The organism is Skermania sp. ID1734, assembly GCF_007489285.1.
Lineage (GTDB): Bacteria > Actinomycetota > Actinomycetes > Mycobacteriales > Mycobacteriaceae > ID1734.
Genome location: NZ_VLIY01000016.1, coordinates 97,787 through 116,152 on the forward strand (window position 1 = coordinate 97,787; position 18,366 = coordinate 116,152).

The 18,366-nt window shown below is 64.7% G+C and carries 19 protein-coding genes and 1 riboswitch; of the genes, 8 read left to right on the plus strand and 11 right to left on the minus strand.

Translation table 11 applies throughout. The features are described 5' to 3' along the window. Positions 1-66: 66 nt before the first annotated feature. Positions 67-1,152, minus strand: a complete 1,086-nt coding sequence (locus FOS14_RS19300; protein WP_143772449.1) for a PLP-dependent cysteine synthase family protein — start codon at positions 1,150-1,152, stop codon at positions 67-69. Beyond that, on the minus strand, positions 1,149-1,517 hold the full coding sequence (locus tag FOS14_RS19305; RefSeq protein WP_255450460.1) for a DUF4229 domain-containing protein: 369 nt from the start codon (positions 1,515-1,517) through the stop codon (positions 1,149-1,151). The genes FOS14_RS19300 and FOS14_RS19305 overlap by 4 nt, the downstream gene beginning before the upstream one ends. 188 nt (positions 1,518-1,705) lie before the next feature. Between FOS14_RS19305 and FOS14_RS19310 the strand changes: the two genes are divergently transcribed. The 3 genes from FOS14_RS19310 (at position 1,706) to FOS14_RS19320 (ending at position 2,816) form a co-directional block, all read left to right on the plus strand. Then, positions 1,706-1,918: a BldC family transcriptional regulator gene (locus FOS14_RS19310; protein WP_143772450.1), complete on the plus strand. Its 213-nt coding sequence runs from the start codon at positions 1,706-1,708 to the stop codon at positions 1,916-1,918. 78 nt (positions 1,919-1,996) lie between these two features. Beyond that, positions 1,997-2,200: a hypothetical protein gene (locus FOS14_RS19315; protein ID WP_143772451.1), complete on the plus strand. Its 204-nt coding sequence runs from the start codon at positions 1,997-1,999 to the stop codon at positions 2,198-2,200. 274 nt (positions 2,201-2,474) lie between these two features. Then, positions 2,475-2,816: a DUF732 domain-containing protein gene (locus tag FOS14_RS19320; protein ID WP_143772452.1), complete on the plus strand. Its 342-nt coding sequence runs from the start codon at positions 2,475-2,477 to the stop codon at positions 2,814-2,816. Here the strand turns inward: FOS14_RS19320 and FOS14_RS19325 are convergent, their stop codons facing one another. From FOS14_RS19325 to FOS14_RS19340, 4 genes are read right to left on the minus strand one after another with little or no spacing between them, the layout of a single operon-like run. After that, the gene (locus FOS14_RS19325; protein WP_143772453.1) at positions 2,817-3,269 is read right to left on the minus strand and encodes a nitroreductase family deazaflavin-dependent oxidoreductase; all 453 of its coding nucleotides are present in this window, start codon (positions 3,267-3,269) and stop codon (positions 2,817-2,819) included. Next, positions 3,266-4,501: an alpha-hydroxy acid oxidase gene (locus tag FOS14_RS19330; RefSeq protein WP_143772454.1), complete on the minus strand. Its 1,236-nt coding sequence runs from the start codon at positions 4,499-4,501 to the stop codon at positions 3,266-3,268. The genes FOS14_RS19325 and FOS14_RS19330 overlap by 4 nt, the downstream gene beginning before the upstream one ends. A 58-nt stretch (positions 4,502-4,559) precedes the next feature. Next, positions 4,560-5,516: a TIGR03557 family F420-dependent LLM class oxidoreductase gene (locus FOS14_RS19335; RefSeq protein ID WP_143772455.1), complete on the minus strand. Its 957-nt coding sequence runs from the start codon at positions 5,514-5,516 to the stop codon at positions 4,560-4,562. 43 nt (positions 5,517-5,559) lie between these two features. Next, positions 5,560-6,468, minus strand: coding sequence for an AraC family transcriptional regulator (locus FOS14_RS19340; protein ID WP_143772456.1), 909 nt, complete (start codon positions 6,466-6,468; stop codon positions 5,560-5,562). Between the two features lie 72 nt (positions 6,469-6,540). Between FOS14_RS19340 and FOS14_RS19345 the strand changes: the two genes are divergently transcribed. Then, complete coding sequence (locus tag FOS14_RS19345; RefSeq protein ID WP_143772457.1) at positions 6,541-7,236, plus strand: alpha/beta hydrolase; 696 nt, start codon at positions 6,541-6,543, stop codon at positions 7,234-7,236. Positions 7,237-7,243: 7 nt separating this feature from the next. Here FOS14_RS19345 and FOS14_RS19350 read toward each other — a convergent pair whose 3' ends face one another. Continuing rightward, positions 7,244-8,110, minus strand: a complete 867-nt coding sequence (locus FOS14_RS19350; protein WP_143772458.1) for an LLM class F420-dependent oxidoreductase — start codon at positions 8,108-8,110, stop codon at positions 7,244-7,246. 85 nt (positions 8,111-8,195) lie between these two features. Then, positions 8,196-9,263 carry a HoxN/HupN/NixA family nickel/cobalt transporter gene (locus tag FOS14_RS19355; protein WP_370512265.1) on the minus strand — a complete coding sequence of 356 codons (1,068 nt, stop codon included), beginning with the start codon at positions 9,261-9,263 and terminating at the stop codon, positions 8,196-8,198. Positions 9,264-9,342: 79 nt separating this feature from the next. Beyond that, positions 9,343-9,472: riboswitch (cobalamin riboswitch) on the minus strand. Between the two features lie 34 nt (positions 9,473-9,506). On the opposite strand from FOS14_RS19355, the gene FOS14_RS19360 reads away from it, so the two are divergent. From FOS14_RS19360 to FOS14_RS19370, 3 genes are all read left to right on the plus strand, one after another. Then, positions 9,507-10,352: an amino acid hydroxylase gene (locus tag FOS14_RS19360; protein WP_255450462.1), complete on the plus strand. Its 846-nt coding sequence runs from the start codon at positions 9,507-9,509 to the stop codon at positions 10,350-10,352. Beyond that, positions 10,342-14,208 carry a non-ribosomal peptide synthetase gene (locus tag FOS14_RS19365; protein ID WP_143772459.1) on the plus strand — a complete coding sequence of 1,289 codons (3,867 nt, stop codon included), beginning with the start codon at positions 10,342-10,344 and terminating at the stop codon, positions 14,206-14,208. Before FOS14_RS19360 ends, FOS14_RS19365 begins: the two co-directional genes overlap by 11 nt. A gap of 98 nt (positions 14,209-14,306) precedes the next feature. Continuing rightward, positions 14,307-14,720 carry a hypothetical protein gene (locus FOS14_RS19370; RefSeq protein ID WP_143772460.1) on the plus strand — a complete coding sequence of 138 codons (414 nt, stop codon included), beginning with the start codon at positions 14,307-14,309 and terminating at the stop codon, positions 14,718-14,720. Positions 14,721-14,724: 4 nt separating this feature from the next. Here FOS14_RS19370 and FOS14_RS19375 read toward each other — a convergent pair whose 3' ends face one another. The 3 genes from FOS14_RS19375 to FOS14_RS19385 all read right to left on the minus strand — a co-directional run bounded on the left by FOS14_RS19375 (position 14,725) and on the right by FOS14_RS19385 (position 18,035). Beyond that, positions 14,725-16,119, minus strand: coding sequence for an acyl-CoA desaturase (locus FOS14_RS19375; protein ID WP_143772461.1), 1,395 nt, complete (start codon positions 16,117-16,119; stop codon positions 14,725-14,727). 35 nt (positions 16,120-16,154) lie between these two features. Next, the gene (locus FOS14_RS19380; RefSeq protein ID WP_143772462.1) at positions 16,155-17,252 is read right to left on the minus strand and encodes a ferredoxin reductase; all 1,098 of its coding nucleotides are present in this window, start codon (positions 17,250-17,252) and stop codon (positions 16,155-16,157) included. Between the two features lie 444 nt (positions 17,253-17,696). Then, a complete protein-coding gene (locus FOS14_RS19385) occupies positions 17,697-18,035 on the minus strand; it encodes a hypothetical protein (protein WP_143772463.1) in 339 nt (112 codons plus the stop codon). Between the two features lie 104 nt (positions 18,036-18,139). Between FOS14_RS19385 and FOS14_RS19390 the strand changes: the two genes are divergently transcribed. Further along, a partial coding sequence (locus FOS14_RS19390; protein WP_143772464.1) for a helix-turn-helix domain-containing protein occupies positions 18,140-18,366 on the plus strand: 227 nt, incomplete at its 3' end.

Here is an 18,366-nt window from a genome sequence, read left to right on the forward strand (position 1 = left end):
GCGTCAGCCGTGCGTGAATTTTCACGCGTCAGGGTGAAAATTCACGCACGGCGAGAGGGTGAGGCGTCAGCCCGCCCACTGCCCGGTGGCGGCGAACTGCTCGAGCACCGCAGTGGATGCGGCTAGATCCATCCCCTGCCCGCGCACCCAGTCATCGTCGAAATACGTTCCGACATAACGATCTCCCCCGTCACACAGCAGTGTGACGACGCTTCCGCTGCAACCCTCGGCGAGCATCTGCGCGATCAAGCCGAACGCGCCCCACAGATTCGTGCCGGTCGACCCGCCCACCCGGCGGCCCAGCGCCGCGCTGGCATGACGCGCGGTGGCGATCGAGGCGGCGTCGGGCACCCCGATCATCCGGTCGACCACCGACGGCACGAAGGACGGCTCCACTCGTGGTCGGCCGATCCCCTCGATCCGCGACGGCATACCGGTCTCGAGGCTGCAGTCGCCGTCGGCATAGCCACCGAAGAACGCCGAGTTTTCGGGATCCACCACGGCAAGCCGGGTTCGATGACGCCGGTAGCGGATGTAGCGACCGATGGTCGCGCTCGTGCCACCCGTTCCGGCGCCCACGACGATCCACTCCGGGACCGGATGCAACTCCTGAGCCAGCTGCACGTAGATGGATTCCGCGATGTTGTTGTTGCCGCGCCAGTCGGTGGCCCGTTCGGCGTAGGTGAACTGGTCCATGTAATGGCCACCCACCTCGGCGGCCAGTCGTGATGCCTCGGCATAGATCTCCGAGGGCTTGTCGATGAAGTGACACCGCCCGCCTTGGGCCTCGATCAGCGAGATCTTTTGCGGACTGGTGCTGGCCGGCATCACGGCTACGAAGTCGAGCCCGAGCAGTTTCGCGAAGTACGCCTCGCTCACGGCCGTCGAGCCCGACGACGCCTCCACGATGGTGGTGTTCTCGTCGACCCAGCCGTTGCACAGCGCGTAGAGGAACAGCGACCGCGCGAGCCGGTGCTTGAGGCTGCCGGTAATGTGCGTCGACTCGTCCTTGAGGTAGAGCTGCACCCGCCAGTCCGCCGGCAGCGGATAGCGCAACAAATGGGTGTCGGCGCTGCGCTGCGTGTCGGCGTCGATGAGCCGGACCGCGTTGTCCCCCCAGGACCGCGGTTTACTTCTGTCGCAGGTATTCACCGGCCGACGGCGGATCCGTCGTCCCCGCGCAGTCGTGAGCGCAACTTCTCCTTGTCTTGGCGCCGCCGCTCGTCGACCAGTGCGATGTTCTCGTTCACCTGCCGTCGCAACGAGCGGAAGAGCAGCAGCGAGATCGGCATGGCTATGACCAGACCGAAGATGAGTGCGACCAACAACGGCACGTCGACCCCGAAGAGTTTTGCGCCGAAGAGAATGATCGCCGCCAGCGCGGCCACCAGGGCGAGCCGGAAAATGGTGTACACGATGAGCAGGCGAGCGAGCCGGCGGCCTGCCCCCACCGCCTGGCTCATGTCCGGAGCCGGTCTCGCGGCGGTCGCCGCCTTGGGTGATGTTGCGTCTTTCACGTGTTCAGGGTATGCCGTCGGCGTCGGAACCCACGCACGGCGGACCGGCACCCTTCGTCCGAAATGTCTATTACCTCCCCTTTACCAGGAATAGATGGTTCGAGTAACCAGGGGTCGCGGTGCCAATATGGGGCCAGAGCGGCGGAATCGCCGGGCTTTGTCGCCAATTTCACGACTGGAGGAATGGAATGAGCGCACCCGCATTCACTGGTGGCCACGAATCATTGTTGACGCCGGGACAGGTTGCTGCCCTCTTTCATGTCGATCCGAAGACCGTGACCCGCTGGGCGCACGCTGGTCGACTCGGTTCGCTGCGGACCCCGGGCGGCCACCGTCGCTTCAAGGAGTCCGAGGTCATGCAGTTGCTGCGCTCGCTGACCACCGAGGCCACCCCGCACTAGGCGATTCGGCCGGCGCCCGGCCCAGCACGTGCCGGGCGCCGTAGACACGACTACGCTCAGAGCAAGGAGGTGAGCGTCGTGATCTACCTATTGGCGCTGATCGGGTTGGTGACGGTTGCCGTCTTGCTATGGAAGGCGTTCGGGCCGCAACTCGGCTCCTCCCGCCACGCATCGGTAACCGGTCCCGACGATGATCCCGAGTTTCTCTGGAGCCTCGGACGGCAGATGCGTCCCCGCGGCGACGGCGGCACGGACCCGGACTCGACCGACACTCCTAGCTGAGCAGACCCCTCCCCTAAAACTTCGCCTTCATAGCGCGTAAATAATCCGATTTTTACGGTTTCTACGTGATCACCGGAATGTTACGATACGTCTCACTTGAACGCAGGCGAGCGCATGAAAACGCTTGCCGTGCGCGGTATCCCGGTGCCGCCTCCTGCGAAGTGAGGAGTGCGTATGGATGTCATGCGGCCCGCTGGAACGACGCGCGTTGATCTCGACGCCGTAACCTCCTCATTCTGAAGTTCCAGGTGCACAACGCATTACGAAGGCAATCATGTCGAATCGTTTCCGCACCATTGCCAGCGCCGCCGCGGCTGCTGCAATCGTTTCCGTCTCGATGGTCACCGGCGCCGGCGCCGCCTTTGCCACACCGGACCAGGATCAACAGTTCATCAACAAGCTCGACAGCCAGGGCATCACCTTCCCGTCCGCCAACAGTGCAATTTCCGACGCGCACGTGGTGTGCAACAAGTTCGCAAGCGGAAACACCTTCGAGGACGTATTCGGGATGGTCAAGGACGCCAACCCTGATCTGTCGAACTACAACGACGGTTACTTCATCGGCGCGTCGGTCGTGGTCTACTGCCCGCAGTACCTCGACGCCCTGCCGCAGTAATCACTGTCGAGGTCGTAGCCGAATGATCGGCATTTCCCGATCGGTCTTGTTTTGGTACTGACCGAACCGGGGTGCCGACGCGACGATCTGTTGCCAGGCTTGCTCGCGCTCGTCGCCGTGCAATTCCGCCGCGGTGACGGCGATCGTGCGCCCATCGACTTCGATGCTGACCTTGTCTGGATTCGCGGCGATGTTGTAGTACCAGTCCGGGTTGCGCGCCGCACCGGCAGCCGAGGCGACGATCAGCCAACCATGCTGCGCGTCCGGGAACCAGCCGAGCGGGGTAATCCGCTCGGCACCGCTCTTGCGACCGAGGGTGTGCAGGACCAGGGCGTGCAGGCCAACCGCCGTGCCGTCCTTACGGACGCGCTTGATCATCACCTTGTTGGCCAAGCGCATCAACCGACCGGGGGATCGGGCGCCACGCGTGCCGTTGCGGGTAGAAAAGCTCATTTCGACTCCTTCGGTGCCAGACGAACCAGCTGGGTCACATGGCTGGGGTTGAGTTCCTCGAGCGCGGCGGCGCCCAGCAGTCGCATGGTGCGCTCGATCTGGTCGGTGAGGATGGCGATGGCCCGGTCGACACCGGCCTCTCCGCCAGCCATCAAGCCGTAGAGGTAAGCCCGGCCGATGAGCGTGAATCGCGCGCCGAGCGCGACAGCCGCGACGATATCCGCACCGGACATGATCCCCGTGTCGAGAATGATCTCCGTGTCCGATCCGACTTCACGAGCGACCTCGGGCAGCAGATGGAACGGAATCGGTGCCCGATCCAATTGCCGCCCACCGTGATTGGACAACACGACGCCGTCGACGCCAAGATCCACCACAGCGCGGGCATCGGCGATCGTTTGGATGCCCTTCACCACGAGCTTGCCGGGCCACTGATCGCGGATCCAGGCGAGATCGTCGAACGTCACGGTCGGATCGAACATGGTGTCCAGCAGTTCGGCGACCGTCCCCGACCAGCGGTCGAGCGAGGCGAACGCGAGCGGTTCGGTGGTCAGGAAGTCGAACCACCACTTCGGCCGCGGCAGCGCGTCGATGACAGTCCGCAGGGTCAAGGCGGGCGGAATCGTCATGCCATTGCGTTTGTCGCGCAGCCTCGCCCCGGCGACTGGGACATCGACGGTGACCAGCAGCGTGTCGTAGCCCGCCGCGGCGGCGCGCTCGACCAGCGCCATCGAGCGGTCCCGGTCCTTCCACATATAGAGCTGAAACCAATTGCGCCCGTGCGGGTTCACCGCCTTGACATCCTCGATCGAGCTGGTGCCCATGGTGGACAACGCAAACGGAATTCCGGCCCGGCCCGCTGCGCGCGCACCGGCGATTTCGCCCTCGGTCTGCATCATGCGGGTGAACCCGGTCGGCGCAATGCCGAACGGCAGCGCGACCGGCGCCCCGAGCACGTTCCAGCCGGTGGACACCTTCGCCACGTCGCGCAGGATCGCCGGATGGAACTCGATGTCCTGGAACGCTTGTCGCGCGCGGGCGATGGAGATTTCGGCCTCTGCCGATCCGTCGGTGTAATCGAAAGCCGCCGTTGGAGTCCGGCGTTTGGCAATCCGGCGAAGATCCTCAATGGTCAGTGCTGCGGCGAGTCGGCGCGTCTTCGGGTTCAGTTGCGGCTTCTTGAACTGCATGAGCGGTGCAAGATCGCGCACGGAGGGAACCTGACGCTTCATGGGCACCTGCTTTGCGCTGGACGGCGATCATGTTCCACCTTGCCACCCGGGGCGTGCACTATCGCCGAAGTTGGGGCAGCACGTCGCGCTCCCACGCGGCGAAGAACCCGTCCATGTCCGGCCCGATCTGCTGCACGTACACCTCGTCGATATCGGCGTCGAGGAAGGACCGGACTTGGGCCGCGTGCTTGTCGGCATCCGGGCCGCAGGCGACGGACTCAGCGACCATCTCGCGCGGCACCAGGGTGATGGCATCGGCGAAATCGCGGGGCCGCGGCAAGGTCTGGGCGAGTTGTCCGGGCAGTTGCTCGTTGGCCCACAATCGATGTGCGGCGTCGAGGCCCGCTTCGGCGTCACGGTCCCAGCTGACCTTGGTGCCCGCTTGAACCGGCTTGTCACCGCCACCGGATTCACGAAAAGTCTTGACCAAGTCGGCGTCTGCCATCGCCAGTGCGTAACCATCGCCGATGCGCCCGGCCAGTTGGGCTCCCTGCGGTCCGAAACCGGACACGTAGATCGGAACCGGGTCGTCCGGGCGCGTGTAGATTCGCGCTTCCTGCACTTCGTAATGCTTGCCGTGGTGGCTCACTTCACCACCGGAGAGCAAAAGCCGAATCACGTCGACCGCTTCCTCCAGCATCTCCTGACGCACTCCGACAGACGGCCAGTGATCACCCAGGATGTGTTCGTTGAGCGCCTCACCGCTACCCACGCCGAGCACGAACCGGCCGTTCAACTGCACAGCCGCAGTGGCGGCCGCCTGCGCCACGATCGCGGGGTGGATGCGGATCGTCGGGCAGGTCACCGCCGTCGACACCGGCAGCGACGTTGCCTGCGACAAGGCTCCGATCACGCCCCACACGAACGGGCTCTGGCCCTGCTCGTCGTTCCACGGGTGGAAATGATCGGAGATCCACAGCGCCTCGAAGCCCGCCCCCTCCGCGCGTTTGGCCTGCTCGACCAACTCGGCGGGACCGAACTGCTCGCAGGACAAGAAGTAGCCGATACGTGCCATGACGTCGACGTACCCGCGGTCGGGCCAGATATGCGTTCGACCGTTACAGCCGCGACCGACGCCACCGCAGCGGCGGTTGCCCGAAGTGGCGCTGGAAAGCTCGACTGAACGCGGCTTCGGAGGTGTAGCCGACGGTCAACCCAATTCGGCTGACGGGCTCGTTGGTCGACCGCAGCAGATGTGCGGCGCGGTCAAGCCTGCGCTCGGTGACATAGGCGGCCGGAGATTGGCCGAGCAACTTCGTGAAGTGTTGGGCGAAGGTGGAGCGGGATTGTTGCGCGAGTCCAGCCATTTCCACCACCGACCATGGGCGATCTGGTTCGGCGTGAACGGCGCTGAGCACGGGCGCCAACCGCGAATCCATCGCTGCGGTGAGCCATCCGGGTTTGTGGTCGTTCGTCGAAGACCACTCCCGAAGCGCGTGGATGAACAGCAAATCCAGGATGCGCGAGATCATCACCCAGGCACCCGGTCGTCGCGAGACCGTTTCGGCAAGCAGCAGTTGCAAACTCAGCGGGAGCCATTCCTGGCCCGGGCGACCACCCGGGACGTGCACGGCCTGCGGAAGAACCGACAAGAGCGGGTCGGCGATATCGTCTTCGACCGTGAAAATGCCAGTTACCCAACGCGGTTCAGAATTCGATCCCCGGTACTGATCCGCCGCGGACAGTTCCCTGGCCGGGACTGGCGCTCCCGCGCGAATGCCGTGGCGATGGCCACGAGCGAGCAACACCATGTCCCCGGCCTCGAGCTCGATCGTCCGTTTGCCCACTCGCAGCTGTAGCCCAGCAGTCTCGGCGATATGTAGCACCCGAAGACCCGCCGGGACGGCGACGTGGAATGGCGTCGGCGGACCGCAGCGAAGAAGGCGGTCACCGCGCAATCGGATAGCCGCCAAAATATCCGAAAGAGCGTCCGGCTTTTCGGCAAACTTTTCCAGTGAATCGGTCATTGTGCTTGCCTCATCGTCCAAATATCGTCTTACTCAATCAGGGAGGTCAATAGCTGACAAGGAGTGCTCGACATGACAGAAAAACCGGCTATCGTTCTTGTCCACGGCTTCTGGGGCGGAGCCGCCCACTGGGCGAAAGTGATTGTCGAGCTGCACAACCGCGGTTACGACAAGCTGCATGCCGTCGAGAACCCGCTGACATCGCTGGCAGACGACGCCGCCCGCACTCGGCAAATGGTGCAACAGGTCGAGGGACCGGTGCTGCTCGTCGGTCACTCCTACGGCGGCGCCGTGATCACCGAGGCCGGTGATCTGCCGAACGTCGTGGGGTTGGTGTACGTTGCCGCGTTCGTGCCCGACGCCGGCGAAAGTCCGGGGCAAATCAGCGAACAACTGCCGCCGGCGGCATTCGAGAACATCGCGCCCGATTCGGACGGCTACCTCTGGATCAAGCCGGACAAGTTCCGGGAAAGCTTTGCCCAGGATCTGCCCGAAGATGAGGCGCTGGTCATGGCCGTCACCCAGAAAGCGCCTGCTGGATCCACCTTCGGCGACACCGTTACCGAGCCCGCTTGGAAGCACAAGCCAAGCTGGTATCAGGTGTCCACGCAGGACCGGATGATCAACCCCGACAACGAACGCCGCATGGCGGAACGAATGAATCCACGCAAGGTGATTGAACTCGACGCGAGTCACGCGTCGCTCGCGTCGCAGCCAAGCGCAATCGCCGACCTGATCGATGAGGCGGTCAACGAGTTGGCGCTCTGATTCAGCGCTATCCCAGCAATGGCACCCACTGATCAGCCAGGCTCGCCACCCAGCGCGCCGCTTCCACAGCGTCCGGCGGCGGAGCGCCGACGAGCACGAGTTCGTCGATGCCCAAATTCTGCAGTTGCGCGACGTCTTCCGGCCGAGGGTCGGTGAGCGCGACAGTCAGCGAAAGGTCCTCGAGTGAACGGCCAGCCTCGCGGCACAGCTCGCGCAGCAGGCGGATCCGCTCGGCAACGGCATCGACCTCGGCAAGATAGAAGCCGTACCACCCATCTCCCCAAGACGCGACCCGCCGCATGGCCGCGTCGCTGTTGCCGCCGACGATGACGGGAATGGGGCGCGACGGTTTCGGATAGACGCGTAGCGCCGAAAAGGTGACGAATTCGCCGCTGAACGACGTGACATCGCTATTCCACAAAGCTCGGATCGCGGCGACGTATTCGCGGGTTCGCGCCGCCCGTCGCTCAAATGGCACGTCCAACGCGGCGAACTCGTCGCGCGACCACCCGACCCCGATCCCAAGCCGCAGCCGCCCGCCGCTCATTCGGTCCAGCGACGCAGCCTGTTTCGCGGTGACCACCGGGTTGTGTTCGGGCAGCAGCAGCACCCCGGTGGCGATGCCGATCGTTGTTGTTGCCGCAGCGGCGAAGCTCAGGCAAACCCAGGGATCGAGCCAGTCGGCGTCGGCTGGCACAGCGATCCGGCCGTCAGCGGCGTAGGGATAGCGCGAGGTCGGTTGGTCCACCATGACCACGTGCTCGCCGGCCCACAGCGTCGCAAACCCGCAGTGCTCGGCCGCACCGGCGACCGAGGCGACAACCTCCGGCATCGCCCCCGCGCCGATGCCGAGCGCGTGAAGTCCTAGTCGCACCCGGTAATCGTCACACCAGACGCGACTAGGCGGACCCGATTTCGTTCCCCACGGCCAACCAGCGGTGCTGCCACGCTCGCGACGACTAGCTTGGCGTCACCCAGCGTTGCTCAACTTTTGCCCAGCGCCAATAGGCCACCGCCGAAGCCCAGGCGAGCACGAACAGCGCCACAATCGCGAAGCCGACGTTGTTGAGGTCGATCGAGGCGATCCAGTCGGTGACCGGGTCGACCAGTCCCAGATCGTCGTGCAGCACACCGATCAGTTCGATAGATCCGACCAGTAGCGCTACCGCCACGGACAGACCAGTGATGGTGAGGTTGTAGTAGACCTTGCGGACCGGATTGGCGAACGCCCAGTCGTAGGCCACGTTCATGAACAACCCGTCGAGGGTGTCCATCAGGCTCATCCCCGCCGCGAACAGCAGTGGGAGCACCACAATCGCATACCACGGCAACCCGGCGGCCGCGCCGGAGCCGGCCAGCGCGAGCAGCGCGACCTCGGTCGCGGTGTCGAACCCGAGACCGAAGAGCACCCCGACCGGATACATCTGGCCCGGCCGGCTGATCATCCGCATGAGCGGGCCGAGGATGCGCGCGAGGAAGCCGCGCGCGTCGAGTGCCTCTTCCAGTCTGTGCAGGTCGAACTCGCCATTGCGGAGGCCCCGGAAAACGCGCCAGATACCGATCAACGCAACGACATTGAGGATTCCGATCACGTACAGGAACGAGCCGGACGCCAGTGTGCTGATGGTGCCCAGCCGCTGCCGGGCCGGCGAGTCGTCGTTGACGAGTATGCCGACGACGTGCGCACCGAGCACCACCAACACGGCCATCACGAACACGATCGACGAGTGGCCCATGGCGAACCAGAAGCCGACCGACTTCGGACGCTTGCCATCGGCCATCAATTTGCGGGTGGTGTTGTCGATCGCCGCGATGTGGTCGGCGTCGAAGGCGTGCCGCAGGCCGAAGGTGTATGCCGTGATACCAAGCCCGACGCCGAACACCTGGGTGCCCAGGCGATAGCCCCGCGGGGCGATCAATCCGAACAACAGGCCGAAGCCGATCAGGTGCATGAGCGCGATGACCGCGAGCAGGACGCCCGCCTCGGTCCAGTCGCGACGGGTCCACTCCGACAGAATGCTGAGCACTGGTCGCGGTCTCGTGGGCTGGGGTGGGCAATCGCCCGATGCTGTGGTCACGTTGAGCCTCCTGGGGATGGCGCGTCCCCTTGTAGCCGGGCGTGATGGGCAGGGTCTGGCTCCCAACCCGACTGGGGCTGGACACAGTGGCGCGACCGCACCGGAATGACACCGGTTTCCTGACGTCATCACGAAGGACCACCACACGCTATCCGGTGCGTCTAAATGCCCGCGAATTTGGGTACGGCTGCGTTGGGTGTCGACGGCGCCTGGTCGGGATCGGTGTTACCCACAGCGACGTTATCCACAGCGATCGAAGAGAGGACGGCCATGGTGACGCTGACTTCCGCCCTGGGTATCCGGGCTGAACGCCAACGGATCGCCAGCGAATTCCGACCGGGAGATCCGATCCCGCAAGTCTCATATACCGGCGCCGAAGACGAATTGTGGATGCGCGTTTTCGGAAAGCTATCGGCCATGCACCACGGGCTCGCCTGCGCCCAGTATCTTGAATCGTCCCGGCGCGTCGCACTGCCCACCGACCGGGTGCCGCAACTGACCGAAATTTCCCGCAGGCTTCTTCCGCTCACCGGATTCCAATTGACGCCCGCGAGCGGAACCGTGCCAAGCCAACCGTTCTACGCGCCATTCGCAAACGGCATATTTCAGGCAACCCTGTACCTGCGCCGGCCGTCGGCACTGTTCTATTCAGCCGAACCCGACCTCATCCACGACTTGATCGGGCACGCTGCCATGCTTGCTGATCCCGACTTTGCCGAAATATACCGATGGTTCGGCTATGCCAGCAGACGAGCGTCGATTGAGCAAATACGGCAGCTTGCCCGACTGTTCTGGTTCACCCTGGAGACCGGCGTGCTCATGGAGAATGGTCGACCGCGGGCTTGTGGGGCCGCGATCCTCTCTTCGGTATCGGAAATGGAGTCCTTCTTGACGGCCGATTTGCGGCCCTTCCGGGTGGCCGACATTATCGCGCAGGATTTCGATGACAGCGACTGTCAGCCAGTCCTGTTCGTCGCCGATTCCGTGCGCCAAATACGGGACGGTCTGTTGGAATATATGGAAATTTATGCCCACTGACACTTTCCCGCTCTCCGCAGCGCAATGGGAATTATGGCTGGCGCAACAACTGCAGCCGAACACGCCCATTGCGGTGGCGCAATACACCGACCTTTACGGACCACTCGATTGCGAATTACTGCAATGGTGCTTCCAGTTGGCCGGCGCCGAACTGCAGTCGCCGCACCTGCGGTTCGCCATCGTCGGCGGGCACCCGCAGCAGTACGTCGACCGGCGCCACGGTGGCGGCTTCGGATACCTGGATATGACCGATCGTGCCGACCCCGAGCAGGCCTGCACCGAATGGATCGCCGAGCACGGCCACGCCGGCATCGATGTGCTCGATGGTGTGATCCATACGTCGATGCTGTTCAAGCTCGGTCGGGACCGGCACCGGTGGTACGGGCGGAGTCACCACATCGCCCTGGATGGACTCGGCGCCGCGCGGCTGCTGCAGCGGACGGCCGAGCTGTACTCGGCGGCAGCGACCGGTCGACCCGTCCCACCGGCACGCGCCCTGCCGCTGCAGCAGATTGTCGAGTTCGACCGCGACTATCGGTCCTCTGCGCGATGGGCCGCCGACCGCGAGTATTGGGGCAAGCAACTCGCTGATCTCGATCAGTCGACCCGGCTCGTCGAGCGCTACGCCCCGCCTTCTTCTCGACCCCGGACAGTCTCCGCCGCGGTCGATGTGGAGACGATGGCGCGCCTCGACGCGATGCCGAGCGTGCACGGGGTCGGCCCGGCGGAGGTGCTGGTCGCCACGCTGATCGGTTTCTTGGCGCAGATGACCGGCAGAGCTGACATCGCGGTGTCGTTGCCGGTAGCGGCCCGACCGACGGGCGCCCTGCGGCGCTCCGCGGGGATGACCGCGAACGTCGTGCCGATCCGGGTCCGCGACGTCACCTCACGCACGGTGGCCGAGTTGCTGCAGCAGGTGCGGATGACCATGATCGGCGCGCTGCGCCATCAGCTGTACCGCCAGGAGGACATGCGTCGCGATCAAGGCCTCGGAGCCGCGGGCCGCACCGGTTTCGGGCCACTGATCAACGTGCTCAGTTTTCCCGAGGCAATCGCCTTCGGGGCGGCCCGCGCGCAAACGCACCTGTTGTCGATCGGGCCGATCGAAGACCTGGCGGTCAATTGCTACCGATTCGGCAACGGCCCGTTGACCATTGACCTACAGGCCAACCCGGATGTGTACGGCGCCGAAGAGCTCGAACAGCATCAACGCGGGTTCATGCGTTACCTGCACCGCTTCCTGAGCGCATCTGACGACGAGTTCGCGGTACACATATCGGCCGACGAGCGCGCCGCGCTGCACGCACCGCACGCCGCGCCGGCCCGGCTGCTGCCCGATCTCCTCACCGCAGGCGTCGGCACAGGCGCTATTGCCCTGACCGGAAACGGTCGACAGTTGACCTATAGCGAACTCGACGAGCTGAGCTCGCGCTGGGCACGCGAGTTGATCGGCCATGGGGCCGGACCGGAATCCGTTGTCGCGGTTGCGCTGCCGCGATCCATCGAATCCGATGTCGCACTGTGGGCGGTCGCCAAGGCCGGTGCTGTCTTCTTCCCCGTCGATCCCAACGATCCGCCGGCGCGGGTACAGAAGTTGCTCGACGATTCCGGCGCGCGGCTCGGAATCACCGAGACCGGTTGGCGCCCCGGACTTTCCGAATCCGTCCGCTGGTTGCTGGTCGACACTGACGAGTTCACGTCCGCCGTTTCCCGACGCTCCCCGGCGCCGGTCACCGATGGCGACCGGATCGTACCGCTTCGGCCCGATCATCCTGCGTACCTGATCTATACGTCGGGGTCCAGCGGTGAGCCCAAGGGGGTGCTGACGACGCACACGGGCCTGGGCACGCTCACCGACGACATTATCGCCCGCTATCGCATTCGTCCCGAATCGTTGGTGCTGCAGACGCATTCACCGTACTGCGATGCCTCGTTCCTCGAGTATCTCGGGGCGTTCGCGGCCGGCGCCGTGCTGGTTGTCCTGGCGCCGGAAATCGTTGCGGGCGAAGAGCTTGCACGAACGGTGCAGCGATACTCGGTGACCCACCTGCTCCTCACGCCGGCAATACTGGCGACCATCGATCCGGCGCAGGTGCCGTCGCTGCTGGCCGTGGTCGTCGGCGGCGAGCACTGCCCGGCGTCCTTGGCCGATCAATGGGCCACGCGCACGGCAATGTTCAATGCCTACGGACCCACCGAGGCCACTGTCATCGTCAGCCAAACCGAAGCCCTTACCCCAGGTTCGGAGATCACGATCGGCCGACCGTTACCGGGAGTACAGGCCACGGTGTTGGACGCCGGACTGCGGCCGGTCCCGCCCGGCGCGCGCGGCGAACTGTATCTCGGCGGCGACGCATTGGCCCGCGGCTACCTGGGCCGCGCCCCCGCAACCGCCGGTCGATTTGTGGCAAATCCACACGGACCCAGGGGAAGCAGGCTCTACCGGACCGGCGACGTGGTGCACGAGCGCGATGACGGCACGCTCGTCTTCATCGGACGCTCTGACGTGCAGATGTCGCTGCACGGCAAACGGATCGAGCCCTCCGAGGTGGAACGCGCGCTGGCGGCAGACAGCACGATCAGCCAGGCCGTGGTCCGTGTGTGGCATTCCGACAGGCTCGGCGACCGGTTGATCGGTTATGTCGTGATGGCAGACGGAGCAGAACTCGATCGCAACGCGGTGCTGACCAGACTGCGGTCGGTGCTGCCGTCAGTGATGATCCCCGCGACCCTGATACCCATTGCGGAAGTGCCGATCAACGGCAGTGCCGGCAAGGTGGATAGATCCGCATTGCCGGAGCCACAGGCCCAACGTCCACAGTTCCGGGCGCCCGCCTCCTACGTGCAGCGTGTGGTCACCGAATTGGTCGGCGACCTCACCGGCGAACCGCGAGTCGGCTTGGATGACAACTTTTTCGAACTCGGCGGCAATTCGCTGCTCGGAGTGGACCTGTGTAATCGACTGTCGGACAAGCTAGGTACCCGAGTGGCGTTGTCGTGGCTCTTCACGCCCACCGTACAGAGTCTGGCCGACACCATCGAGCAGGCGCTGTCCGGCGAAGTAGCGTCCGACGATTCGGCCTTGCGTCCGATTCTCACCTTGCGCGGCACCGGGTCCGGGGCGCCGCTGATTTGCGTACATTCGGCGGTGCCGCTGTCGTGGTGTTACGCTGGCCTGCTGCCCCACATCACCGATCGGCCCGTTTACGGGTTGCAATCCCCGGCCATTGCTGGTGCGCCCCATCAGTTTTCCAGCGTCGATGAACTCGCTGATCGCTATCTGCACGAGCTCACCCGAGTTCAGCCCACCGGACCGTATTACCTGCTGGGCTGGTCGCTGGGCGGACAAATCGCCCACGCGCTTGGGGTTCGGCTGCGTGCGCGCGGCGAGGAAGTGCGGTTGCTCGTCATGCTCGACAGCGTGGCGTTCGCGGAAGGCTCCCCCAGCCCGCAGGAGCCAACCGTGCGCGATCTGGTCACCCACCTGCGCGGCAACGAACAAGAGACTCCCGACACCACCGCACTGACGCTCGACGAAGCCGTCGAACTACTCCACCGCGAAGCGGGCCCGAGCCGGGCGTTGACGCGCGAACAACTCGAACGCCTGCACCGCGGCTACCGCGAGTGCGTCGCCATGTCGCCGCGCTACCGACCCGGTCAGTTCGACGGAGATCTGCTGTACTTCAGTGCGAGCCAAGGAATCACCGCAGAGTTGAGCAGCCAGATGTGGCGGCCGTACGTGCGGGGGCAAATCACCGAGCATCGCGTCGCCGCCACACACGCCCAGATGCTCAACCGCGATGTGCTTGCGACCCTTGGCCCGATCTTGGCCGCGGCGCTCGCCGACCACCCCTAGCTGAGCCGATTGCCCGTTTCGCGAAGTGTTTTGCGCAGCGCCGGTTGGCAATTCTATTCGTGCTTTCGTCCATACCTAGCACCGAAGAGGACACGGCAATGTCACCTACCAGGCCAACACGCAATCGCCTCATCACCACCGTCCTGGCTACCGCCGCAGCCGCCGCAACCGCTGTGCTCGCCGCACCCAATGCAGGCGCCACCGTCACCAACCTCAGTGTCGCGACCGGGACGAGCAACGGCTACGGAACCGGCTGCAGCTACACCATCACCGCGTCGGCCAACACGCCCAGACCAGTTACCTTCACCGACAACAATGTGGACATTCCGGGCAGCCCGGTCACTCCGACGAACACCAACGGCACCTGGACCGCCACCCTCACCTGGATACCGGCTACCACCGGCACCCATACCATCAGCGCCTACCAGCCCTACAGCGTGAACCGGCCGCAGTCGACGACGCTGACAGTGGGCACCGGGATGAACGCCGGAAGTGCCTGCCTGGTGATGTGATCCGTCAGTCGTCGCCCCGCGGCGGCGGGTCGACCTGCACTCCGGTGTCGTCATGTTCGGGTCCGGCGACCGGGTGTTCGGGTGGCACGCGGTCCCGGAACCGGCTCGCCTCGCTGGGCTGTGTCGCACCGGAGCGACCCGCCTCGCCGCGATACGGTCCGGGCTTCGGCCGCGGTTTTCCGCCCGGGAACGCCAGTCGGAAGATGCTGCGGTGCACCATCCCCCACTGCTTGGACAGGCGCCCGGAGTTGTACGGCAGCTCGTAGCGCTCGCAGATCTCCTTGACCTTCGGGGCGATCTCGGCGTACCGGCTGCTGGGCATGTCCGGGAACAGGTGATGCTCCACCTGGTAGCCCAGGTTGCCGCTGACCACATGGAACAGCGGGCTGCCGTCGATGTTGGCCGCGCCGATGAGCTGGCGGACGTACCAGCCGCCGCGCGTCTCATTTTCGACCTCCGCCTCGCTGAAGGTGTAGGTCTGGTCCGGGAAGTGCCCGCAGAAGATGATCGCGTGCGCCCAGACGTTTCGGATGATGTTCGCCACCGCGTCGGCCAGTAGCGTTCGCAGATAGGTACTTTCGACACCCGGCAGGGCGCGGTCGAACAGCGCTGCCGTCGCGCCGACCCGCCCCGTGGTGGACCGCTTCCGCAGCAGCCGGCCGATGCGTGATTCCGTAGGCTGGGCGATCCGGCCCCGCAGCGCCAGCTGCGCCAGCCCGAATGCGGCGGCGCTGACGAGCGGCCAGCCGATGTAGTCCTTGACAATCTGCGATCGCGCCTTGCCGGCGATGCCGCGGAAGTCGTTGATAATGTCCGACATCGACTTCTCACCGGCAAACAGCGCTTCGACGTCGGTATCGTGCAGGGCGACGCCCCATTCGAACAACGCCATCAACAGCACGTTGTAGAACGGCTGGGCCAGATAGACGGGGTGCCACTTCTGGCTCGGGTCGACGCGCATGATCTCGTAGCCGAGATCCTTGTCCTTGCCGCGAATATTGGTAAACGTGTGGTGAATGTAGTTGTGCGAGTGCTTCCACGCTTGGGCGGTCGAGGCGGTGTCCCAATCCCACACGGAGGAATGGATGTCTGGGTCGTTCATCCAGTCCCACTGGCCGTGCATGACGTTGTGGCCAATCTCCATGTTTTCCAAGATCTTTGCCATGCCCAGGCAGCTGGTGCCAAGTGCCCATGCAGTATTCGACCGCGACGCGAGCAGCAACACCCGCGCGGCGACCGCGAGTTGACGCTGGACCGAGATGACCGTCTTGATGTAGCGGCGGTCGCGCTCGCCGAGGTCGGCATACACCTCATCGTGGATGGCGTCGAATTCCTTCGCCAGTTTTTCGAGTTCTTGTTCGCTCAGTCGCGCGAGCGGGCTTTCGATCGTTTCGGTCACTCCGTGGCTCCTTTCTTTGACAATTCGAGTTCGGCCTACAACTCGAGTTCGACATCGCCCTCAGCGGTGTTGATGCAGATCCGCACCGCTTGCCCGGTGGGCTCGCTGACCTGCCCCGACCGCAGGTCACGGAGCCGGCCCGAGCGCAACGTGCCGACGCAGGTGTGACAGATGCCGATCCGGCAGCCGTAGGCGAGGTTGATGCCCGCCTGCTCACCGGCCTCCAGAATCGGTGTGCCACCGTCACATTCGGTGGTCACGTCGCTTTCCAGGAAGGTCACCTTTCCGCCTTCACCGGCCGCACCGTCGCCGCCGATCTTCGGCTGAAAGCGCTCGAAGTGCAGGCGTTCGGGGTCACCGTGTTCGCGCCAATGCTCGATGAGGGCGTCGAGCATCTCACCGGGCCCGGAAACGAACGCCTCGCGGTCCCGCCAGTCCGCGCACACATCGTCGAGGTCCTGTGCCGTCATCCGGCCCCGTTCGGAGGTGATCCGCAAGTCCAGTCGCAGGCCCGGATGGCGCCCGTCCAGATCCTCGAGCACCGAACCGAACATGACCTCGTCGCGCGTGCGCGCGGAGTGGACCACCACCACATCGTCGATCTGTCCGCGGTGATCCAGGCTGCGCAGCATGCTCATGATCGGCGTGATGCCGCTGCCCGCGCTGATGAACAACGACTTCGGCGGCAACGGCTCGGGAAGGGTGAAGACGCCCTCGATTTCGCCGAGCCGCACCACGTCACCGGGCTTGATCTTGCGCACCAGGTAGGGCGAAACAACACCCTGCTCAACGAGTTTCGGTGTAACACTGATCAACCCGTCGGCGGGCTGCGGGTCCGACGTCAACGAGTACGCCCGCCAGTGATAGACGCCATCGATGATCACGCCGAGCCGGACATACTGGCCGGGCTCGTGCCCAGGCCACTCATAACCGGGCCGGATCAGGACGCTCGCCGCTTCCGATCCTTGCGGCTCGATGCGTTCGACGCGCCCGCGCAGTTCCTTCGTCGTCCACAGCGGGTTGATCAGTTCCAGGTAGTCGTCCGGGCGTAGCGGACTGAACAAGTGCCGGATCGCGCGCAGAAACAGCCTGCGACCGCGTGGAACCTGTGGGCTAGCTCCGCGTTCAGCCATGAAACTACCGTACACACTTGTACACTGAAATCAAACGCTTCGATGTGAATTCTCTTGATTGCCAGCAGCACTTATCGCCTTACCGGACATCAATATATGTGCATATATGTGCACTGAACAGGTTCCATATTGCTACGGCGTCGGGTGTACCCCCGTTATTGAGCGTTCAAACTCCGCAGACGCTCAGTTCGCCGCCAGAACCGACCGTTGGCCTAGTCGGTGGCGGCCGAAGTGAGCATCGCAGGCGCCCGGCAGGCGCCGAGGAGCGGAGCGAGGCCAGAACCGACCGTTGAGCTAGTCGGTGGCGGCCGAAGTGAGCATCGCAGGCGCCGAGGAGCGGAGCGAGGCCAGAACCGACCGTTGAGCTAGTCGTTTTCCACACGATTTCGGCCTCGCGGCGTGGAAAACGACTAGGTCAATGCGCGGTCGGGGACTGACCGTCAGTCACTTCTCTGCGTTGCCCTCGCGAATGTCGGCCTCTTGATCATCGTGGCTCTGCTTGCTCGCCGCACGATGGCGTTCTGCGGCATCCAGATGCGCATCGATGTCAGCGACTCCTGCGGTGAGCGCGGCCTGCTCGTGCATGGCGGCGGCCCGATCATGCACGAGCGCAGACTCGCCGTGCCGAGAAGCCGCCGAGAGATGTGCGCGCTTGGCGCGTTCGAGCGCCTCGGCCGCACGCTGCTGCGCCAGCGCGACATCCTGATCGGTCAATTTCTTGCCGGCGGCCAACTCCCGACGAAGCTGACCCAATTCGGCTATTCGCTGCTCCGCGTCCGTCATCGCGCGGCGACGGGCCCGCGACCTGCGCTGGTTGTCGCCGATTCCTGAAAAGTAGACCTCTGGGGGTCCCGGAAAACTGACCCACTTGGTGGTCTGTTGGAGGGATGATTTCTGTGGAGGATTGGGCGGAGATACGACGGCTCCATCGGGCGGAGGACGTCCCGATTCGTGAGGTCGCTCGCCGGTTGGGGATCTCGCGCAACACGGTTCGGGCGGCGTTGGCGTCGGATCGGCCGCCGCAGTATCAGCGGCAGGGCCGCGGTTCGGTTGCCGATGAGTACGAGCCCCAGATTCGGGTGCTGTTGGCGGAGTGGCCGAAGATGCCGGCGCC

Bases quoted from the DNA above. Each gene is read 5' to 3' on its own strand.
- FOS14_RS19370 (WP_143772460.1), top strand. From the start codon at position 14,307: ATGTCACCTACCAGGCCAACACGCAATCGCCTCATCACCACCGTCCTG.
- FOS14_RS19365 (WP_143772459.1), top strand. From the start codon at position 10,342: ATGCCCACTGACACTTTCCCGCTCTCCGCAGCGCAATGGGAATTATGG.
- FOS14_RS19385 (WP_143772463.1), bottom strand. From the start codon at position 18,035: ATGACGGACGCGGAGCAGCGAATAGCCGAATTGGGTCAGCTTCGTCGG.
- FOS14_RS19330 (WP_143772454.1), bottom strand. From the start codon at position 4,501: ATGAAGCGTCAGGTTCCCTCCGTGCGCGATCTTGCACCGCTCATGCAG.
- FOS14_RS19340 (WP_143772456.1), bottom strand. From the start codon at position 6,468: ATGACCGATTCACTGGAAAAGTTTGCCGAAAAGCCGGACGCTCTTTCG.
- FOS14_RS19335 (WP_143772455.1), bottom strand. From the start codon at position 5,516: ATGGCACGTATCGGCTACTTCTTGTCCTGCGAGCAGTTCGGTCCCGCC.
- FOS14_RS19320 (WP_143772452.1), top strand. From the start codon at position 2,475: ATGTCGAATCGTTTCCGCACCATTGCCAGCGCCGCCGCGGCTGCTGCA.
- FOS14_RS19310 (WP_143772450.1), top strand. From the start codon at position 1,706: ATGAGCGCACCCGCATTCACTGGTGGCCACGAATCATTGTTGACGCCG.
- FOS14_RS19380 (WP_143772462.1), bottom strand. From the start codon at position 17,252: ATGGCTGAACGCGGAGCTAGCCCACAGGTTCCACGCGGTCGCAGGCTG.
- FOS14_RS19325 (WP_143772453.1), bottom strand. From the start codon at position 3,269: ATGAGCTTTTCTACCCGCAACGGCACGCGTGGCGCCCGATCCCCCGGT.
- FOS14_RS19345 (WP_143772457.1), top strand. From the start codon at position 6,541: ATGACAGAAAAACCGGCTATCGTTCTTGTCCACGGCTTCTGGGGCGGA.